The 6906-nt window shown below is 45.1% G+C and carries 7 protein-coding genes and 1 pseudogene; 6 read left to right on the forward strand and 2 right to left on the reverse strand.

From position 1 onward, the window contains the following. The first annotated feature begins 240 nt into the window (after positions 1-240). The 4 genes from moeA to TW84_RS18205 all read left to right on the forward strand — a co-directional run bounded on the left by moeA (position 241) and on the right by TW84_RS18205 (position 3763). A complete protein-coding gene (gene moeA / locus TW84_RS18190) occupies positions 241-1476 on the forward strand; it encodes a molybdopterin molybdotransferase MoeA (protein ID WP_045977032.1) in 1236 nt (411 codons plus the stop codon). A gap of 11 nt (positions 1477-1487) precedes the next feature. Continuing rightward, positions 1488-2237: a molybdopterin-synthase adenylyltransferase MoeB gene (gene moeB / locus TW84_RS18195; protein WP_045977033.1), complete on the forward strand. Its 750-nt coding sequence runs from the start codon at positions 1488-1490 to the stop codon at positions 2235-2237. Positions 2238-2538: 301 nt separating this feature from the next. Beyond that, positions 2539-2859 (forward strand): hypothetical protein, encoded by a 321-nt coding sequence (locus TW84_RS18200; RefSeq protein WP_045977034.1) that lies wholly within the window; start codon positions 2539-2541, stop codon positions 2857-2859. Positions 2860-2932: 73 nt separating this feature from the next. Then, the gene (locus TW84_RS18205) at positions 2933-3763 is read left to right on the forward strand and encodes a sulfurtransferase (protein ID WP_420806554.1); all 831 of its coding nucleotides are present in this window, start codon (positions 2933-2935) and stop codon (positions 3761-3763) included. A gap of 61 nt (positions 3764-3824) precedes the next feature. On the opposite strand, the pseudogene TW84_RS25270 reads toward TW84_RS18205, so the two are convergent. Next, positions 3825-4226 (reverse strand): annotated as a pseudogene (locus TW84_RS25270) (RidA family protein). Between the two features lies 1 nt (position 4227). On the opposite strand from TW84_RS25270, the gene TW84_RS25220 reads away from it, so the two are divergent. Further along, a complete protein-coding gene (locus tag TW84_RS25220; RefSeq protein WP_275041681.1) occupies positions 4228-4362 on the forward strand; it encodes a hypothetical protein in 135 nt (44 codons plus the stop codon). 50 nt (positions 4363-4412) lie between these two features. Here the strand turns inward: TW84_RS25220 and TW84_RS18215 are convergent, their stop codons facing one another. Continuing rightward, positions 4413-5393, reverse strand: coding sequence for a sugar-binding transcriptional regulator (locus TW84_RS18215; protein WP_045977036.1), 981 nt, complete (start codon positions 5391-5393; stop codon positions 4413-4415). A gap of 453 nt (positions 5394-5846) precedes the next feature. Here TW84_RS18215 and tal point away from each other — a divergent pair, with 453 nt between their 5' ends. Continuing rightward, positions 5847-6797, forward strand: a complete 951-nt coding sequence (gene tal, locus TW84_RS18220) for a transaldolase (RefSeq protein ID WP_045977037.1) — start codon at positions 5847-5849, stop codon at positions 6795-6797. Positions 6798-6906 lie beyond the last annotated feature (109 nt).

The following is a 6906-nucleotide window of genomic DNA, read 5'->3' on the forward strand; positions in this document are numbered from 1 at the left end:
GCCGTTTATACTTCAACCACTTGATTTGATTGAGGCGACAGACAAACTCTTGGCTCACCACTGAGCAACTTAACATACCCGTAAATAAAGGGATTTACCCCTTTCGGATGGCCGACAAGGATACTCGGATTTTTGAATAATTACATCCATATTTTATCCGTGGTCATTATTATGACTACGATTTCTATGATAAAGTGATTTTCATTAAAAGCTAATATAATAACGATTTAGGACACTATTATGGGTTGCTGTGATGCTCCTGGCTTGATGCCAATCGAAGAAGCGATGGAACAAATGCTGTCGCCAATAAAACCAATCCAAACCACCTTACAGCTGCCTCTTGCCGAAGCCATTGGCTATGTTCTTGCTGAAGATATACTTTCCCCTATTTTCGTTCCGCCTTTTGATAACTCAGCAATGGACGGATACGCAATTCGTATTGCCGACTTAAACAACAATAATGTTCTGCCTTTGGCGGGTAAATCTTTTGCAGGCCAACCTTTGGAGGGCGAATGGCCCAAAGGCACTTGCGTTAGAATTATGACTGGCGCTCAAATTCCTGAAGGCTGCGATGCCGTCATCATGCAGGAAAACACTGAGCAGACAGAGCAAGGCGTGAAGTTCAATCAGACCGATGTGAAGCCGCAGAATAACATTCGCCCTACAGGTGATGACATTCGCAAAGATGACGTGGTACTGCCTAAAGGCGCGCGCCTTACCGCGCGAGATATCCCGATGATTGCCACTTTGGGTATCAGTCATGTCACTGTCGTTCGTAAACCTCGAGTTGCCTTCTTCTCCACAGGAGACGAACTCAAGCCCCTTGGTAAACCTCTCGAAGCTGGCCAGATATACGATAGCAACCGTTACGGCATAAAACCTCTGATTGAAAACTTCGGCTGTGAACCTGTCGATCTTGGTATTATTCCTGATTGCCCGGAAGAGCTAAAAGCAACGTTTGAAAAAGCGCAGACTTTAGCTGACGTTGTTGTCACATCGGGTGGTGTGAGTGTCGGTGAAGCCGACTATACCAAAGACATATTGGAACAACTCGGCCAAATCGGCTTCTGGAAGCTTGCCATCAAGCCGGGTAAGCCATTTGCATTTGGCAAGTTATCGACCGCTTGGTTCTGCGGACTTCCAGGTAACCCTGTGTCAGCAGTGCTAACAATGTACGTTCTTGTTCAGCCTATGTTAGCGAAACTTGCCGGACACACTGAATGGAAAGCACCTGAATCCATTCCAGCTATCACTCGCAGTGCATTTAAAAAAGCACCGGGACGCACAGACTATCAACGTGGCGTTTACACCATCGAAGATGGCAAGTTTGTTGTAGAAACAACAGGAAACCAAAGTTCAGGCGCTTTCCGCTCTATGAGCTTGGCAAATTGCTTTGTCGTTTTGGAACGTGAGCGTGGCCGTATTGAAGTCGGTGAAACCGTGAATATCCAGTTGTTCAATTCAACCCTTTATTAGGAGTGAGCACATTGGAGATCCTTTCCGATCAAGAAATGCTTCGCTACAACCGTCAAATTATCCTGAAGCAGTTTGATTTTGACGGCCAGGAGGCACTAAAGCAAAGCTCGATTTTGATTCTTGGTGCTGGTGGGCTTGGCTGCGCATCAAGCCAATACCTTGCAACAGCGGGTGTCGGCTCTCTGACCTTAATTGATGATGACGTTGTAGAACTGTCTAATCTGCAACGCCAAGTACTTCATCATGATGGCGACGTTGGTAAGAAGAAAGTCGTCTCTGCCTCTGAATCTTTGCAACAGCTGAACCCTCACCTACAAGTGCGAACGATAGATCAACGATTGAGTGATGAGGATTTAAAAACCGAAATTGAGATGCATACATTAGTGCTTGATGCATCGGATAACGTGGAGACTCGGAATCAGCTTAACCGCCTCTGCTACCAGTTAAAAACACCACTTGTTTCAGGTGCAGCAATAAGAATGGAAGGTCAAATCAGTGTCTTCACTTATCAGGATAATGCACAACCTTGCTACCAATGTTTAAGCTCGCTATTCGGCTCAGCAGCATTAAGCTGTGTTGAAGCTGGAGTCATGGCGCCAGTTGTCGGCATCATCGGTGCGGTACAAGCTATGGAAGCGATCAAAGTTATCGCCAATTATGGACAGGCGAAAGAAGGCAAGATTCTGCTTCTTGATGCGATGACCATGTCATGGCGAGAAATGAATCTGATGAAAATGCCGAGTTGCCCCGTCTGTAGCTAAGCTCACCATAAACGGCCAGGAGTACAAAGGTTATTAGGATCTGTTGACCTTTTGAGCTGATTTTTGCAGCAGTTTGTGGGTTCTTTATACAAGGCAGAGGGTTTGAAATGTAGTTGCCCTACCTGATAAGCCGATAACGCAGTAGAAAGGAACCACAAACGCTGCCCAGAGGGTTCGGCTAAAAGCGTTTTACTCTTTGTTGAGAGGTGTTTTGCTTAGGTCACTAGGCGACAAACCTCTCGCCGCGACTAAAACGCTTTTATCTCGAACAAAATTTAACCGCAAAAGGTCAACAGACCCTATGAACAACCCGAAAATATTTCTGGCCGCCCTGCTCCTCTTATCTCTGGTCTTGCTTGGATTGATAGCGCTCAATAAGCCAACGCAAACCACTAGAGTTCAAGCGCTTGTCTTAACTCAAACTCTCACCCAGTCACTTGATGGAAATCGACGCTTTCTGAATATTGAATTTAGCGATGGTGAGCAAACTATGATTAGCATCCCGCCTCAAACTGAATGTCCTGCCAATTCCATCGTGGAACTTGACAAGAAATCCGCACTCTTTTCTGACGCTATCAGCTATCGCTATGTACAATGCAACACCTATACAAATAAACATTAGCAGTCCCTGTTGTGACCTCTAAAGCCCTGTTGTAAATTAGTTGCATAAAATTCATAAACTTATATAAGGAAGTATTATGTCACCCTTGATCACTCCAAAACAGCTCGCTGAACTACAACAAACGGATAAGTTGGTTGTACTAGATACAAGTATTGAATTTCAGATCCCATCAGAACCGGAAAAAGACAATCAGAACTTAATTCCAAATACTATTCGCTTTGATTACGACTCTGTGTTTTGCGATCCTGACGCTTCGCTTCCTCATATGATGCCTTCAGAAGATCGCTTCAACCAGCTAGCTAAAAGCATTGGCCTGCATCAAGATTCAATCATTGTGGTCTACGACAACAGTGGGACGTTTGCTTCTCCGCGCGCATGGTGGATGCTAAGAGCAATGGGACATAAAGAAGTGTATATCTTGAATGGTGGCCTGACTGAGTGGAAGCTAGCAGGATATGACACTGTCACTTCTTACAAAAAGGCCGCTACTGAAGGTAACTTTAACGGCAAGCTCGACCCTTCTTTCTTTGTTGATGCGCAATACGTACTTGACCAAATCTCGAACGCATCCAACCAAACCGTTGACGCACGCTCTCATGCGCGATTCAATGCGCAAGTCGCCGAGCCAAGACCTGGTGTGCGAGCTGGCCATATTCCAAATTCAGTATGTCAGCCTTTCGCTGAGTTGATGGAAGGCCACAAACTCAAACCTATTAGCGATCTAAAATCAATCTTGGAACGCTCAATGGATAGCAGTAAATCTCAACACATTTTCAGCTGTGGCTCAGGGGTGACGGCAGCGATTGTTCTTCTCGCTGCACAACTTTGCGGATATCAAAACCTTTCAGTGTATGACGGTTCGTGGACCGAATGGGGCGCAGACGACAGTTTACCGATCAGCTAGCGTTCATTTCACACAAAAGGCAGCAATAACGGCTGCCTCTTCTTTTTTACTGAACATACAATCAAAAAAGCCTAAGTATGTCGATGCCTTGAAAGCGTTTGGCCGCTTCAGCTTCTATCTCTACTTTCCAATTGTTGTCGAACAGGCCATTGACGAATAAAGATGTCGTCGGTAGAGCGCCTATATCAAATCGAAAACGCGCCTTAGCTCCATGATAGCCTTCAAGATTTTGACGATTTACTATGTAAATCCGAGTACTAATTAGGTCATGTATATCGATTCTATTGGCTTGCAACACGCCATGCACATTTTGCTAAGCCAGTATAATCTGATCCTCAGCACTCTCCGGCACTTTGCTAAGCTCATTGATACCCAATTGCCCTGCGATGTGAAATCGTGTCGAGCCTGATGGAATTATGTGCTGACCTATTCTCGCCGTTGAAGACGACTTAAAGGAAGGCAAGTTGACGCGATTAAAAACGGATGGGATGAGCCTTAAAGCGTCATTCTTAGCTGTACACAACTACGACTTGCAGATGCCCGCTAGAATTCGGGCATTTATGGATTTTGTAAAAGAGAAAGCAAAGGACAAATTATAAGAGAACCCCGAGGAGATGACTTGTGCTTTTGGGCGAACAATCTCTCGCGGTCATTTCATTTGCTCATCTAGGTTGAGTACAGTGAGTGCGTTGCTTACGCTGGTGGCAATGACATCAATCACACCTGTTCTAAGCGCGCCAAGCATCGCCAATGGCTTACTGTTCTCGGCTGCAATGGCAATCACTTCTGAAATGGGTCGAAACTCTTCAATGCTTAAACCAATGACACGATCACTCATGACGGTTTTGGCAGACTGCCCCTTAATATCGAAGAAATCGTAACCTGCAAAATCACCAACAACCCCTTGAAGCATGCGAGATTGAACCACTTCATCTGCTGTAAACCAACCCAAGTCAACCATATAGCTGTTCTCACTCATATCGCCAATCCCGACCAAAGCGACATCTGCCTTACGAGCGAGATCCAGCGTTTGCTTTACTGTCGCATTCTGCATAAACGCGTGTTTCTGTTCTGGGTTTTCTGCGTATGCAGGAGCGTAAAGCGTTTCTGATGTACCGCCATAGCTCTTGGCAAATTGTCGACAGATATGATCAGCGTTAAACATACCGCCGCGAGGGTGAATCCCGCCGATACCACAGACAAACTTCACATCTCGTTGAGGAATAACGCCAATATGATGGGCAACCGCGGAAACATTCCTTCCCTGACCGACAGTCACAACAGACCCATTTTGAATAGAGCTGGCCATGTACTTGGATACTAACCCTGCCACTTGCAAACGTTGCTGCTCTTCGCTCGGCTGATCAAGCGCAACCAAAGCGCGCTTAACGCCAAACCTTTCAATTAGTCTTTGCTCGATCTTGGCACTGAATACGGGGTGATATTTGACGGTAATCTCAACGATACCTTCATCACGAGCCTGCTTTAGCATCCGCCCTACTTTGGCCCGCGATACAGAAAACTTCTTGGATATTTCTTCCTGGGTTGCCCCGTCCTGATAATAGGCAACGGAGATTTCGGTAAGTAGATCAGCGCTGTCATCAGACATATCTTGTTGTGACTTGCTCATTTTGCTTGGGCTCCTATAGGGGAAAATACCTATTACATCTGCTCAGTGCTGTAGCATATGTTATCACTATAGATAATTGCAACATTTGCTCACCACTGCGACAAATTCTCAGGCTATTTATTATGCTCTGCATATTCTCTCCAACCCTTGTCATGCCTCGGCAAACGTTTAAATCGAATAGCCGACAAAAGCAATTGGAAAAATAGTTGATGAACATCACCATAACCTTCAATTAGCGATTGACATTCTGTCTGGATGAGATAAATATGAACCCATCATTTACTCATCGTGAGAGCAAATGTTCACAACAAGTGCTCTCACGATGAAATTTATTCCGGTTAGTTGATTTAATGAACTCGGAAAGGGTTAAAAAACGATTAGCTAACTCGCTTGCAATTGCACCACTCACATTAACTGTTTTGATGTGAGCGCCCATTAAATAGGATGATCGAAATGAGCAACAAATTAGAGCAACTTCGTAAACTAACGACTGTCGTAGCAGACACTGGTGAAATCGATGCGATTAAAAAATACCAGCCAGAAGATGCAACGACTAACCCTTCTCTGATTCTTAAAGCCGCTCAAATCGAAGAATACGCGCCTCTTATCGACGCTTCTATCGAATACGCAAAATCTCAAAGCAGCGACAAAGCTCAGCAAGTACAAGACACTTGCGACATGCTTGCAGTCAACATCGGTAAAGAAATCCTAAAGACTATCCCTGGTCGTATCTCTACAGAAGTAGACGCTCGTCTTTCTTACGACATGGAAGGCAGCGTTGCTAAAGCTCGCCAGCTAGTAAAAATGTACAACGATGCGGGCATCACTAACGATCGCATCCTTATCAAACTGGCTTCAACTTGGGAAGGTATCCGCGCAGCTGAAATCCTCGAGAAAGAAGGCATCAACTGTAACCTGACTCTACTATTCTCTTTTGCTCAAGCTCGTGCATGTGCTGAAGCTGGCGTATTCCTAATTTCTCCATTCGTTGGTCGGATCATGGACTGGTACAAAGCGAAAGAAGGTCGTGACTTCGAAGCTCAAGAAGATCCAGGCGTACTATCTGTAACTAGCATCTACAACTACTACAAAGAGTACGGCTACAACACAGTAGTTATGGGTGCAAGCTTCCGTAACATCGGTGAGATCCTAGAGCTTGCTGGTTGTGACCGTCTAACTATCGCTCCTGCTCTTCTTGCTGAACTAGAAGCCGCTGAAGGTGACGTGGTAGAGAAGCTAGTTGACTCTAAAGGTGCTAAAGAGCGCCCTGCTGCTATGACTCACGCTGAGTTCCTATGGGATCACAACCAAGATGCAATGGCCGTTGAGAAGCTTGCTGAAGGTATCCGCAACTTCGCTGTTGACCAAGGCAAACTTGAAGCGATGATCGAAGCTAAGCTTTAATCTCAAATTATTTAAAAAAGGGGAACGTTTGCGTTCCCCTCTTAATTTTCCTTTCTAGAATTTAATAATATTCGGTATTTATTATGGATCGTAAACATCTAGCTAATGC

Source organism: Vibrio neptunius (assembly GCF_000967495.1).
In the GTDB taxonomy this organism is placed as follows: Bacteria; Pseudomonadota; Gammaproteobacteria; order Enterobacterales; family Vibrionaceae; genus Vibrio; species Vibrio neptunius.

Bases quoted from the DNA above. Each gene is read 5' to 3' on its own strand.
- TW84_RS18200 (WP_045977034.1), top strand. From the start codon at position 2,539: ATGAACAACCCGAAAATATTTCTGGCCGCCCTGCTCCTCTTATCTCTG.
- tal (WP_045977037.1), top strand. From the start codon at position 5,847: ATGAGCAACAAATTAGAGCAACTTCGTAAACTAACGACTGTCGTAGCA.
- moeA (WP_045977032.1), top strand. From the start codon at position 241: ATGGGTTGCTGTGATGCTCCTGGCTTGATGCCAATCGAAGAAGCGATG.
- TW84_RS18215 (WP_045977036.1), bottom strand. From the start codon at position 5,393: ATGAGCAAGTCACAACAAGATATGTCTGATGACAGCGCTGATCTACTT.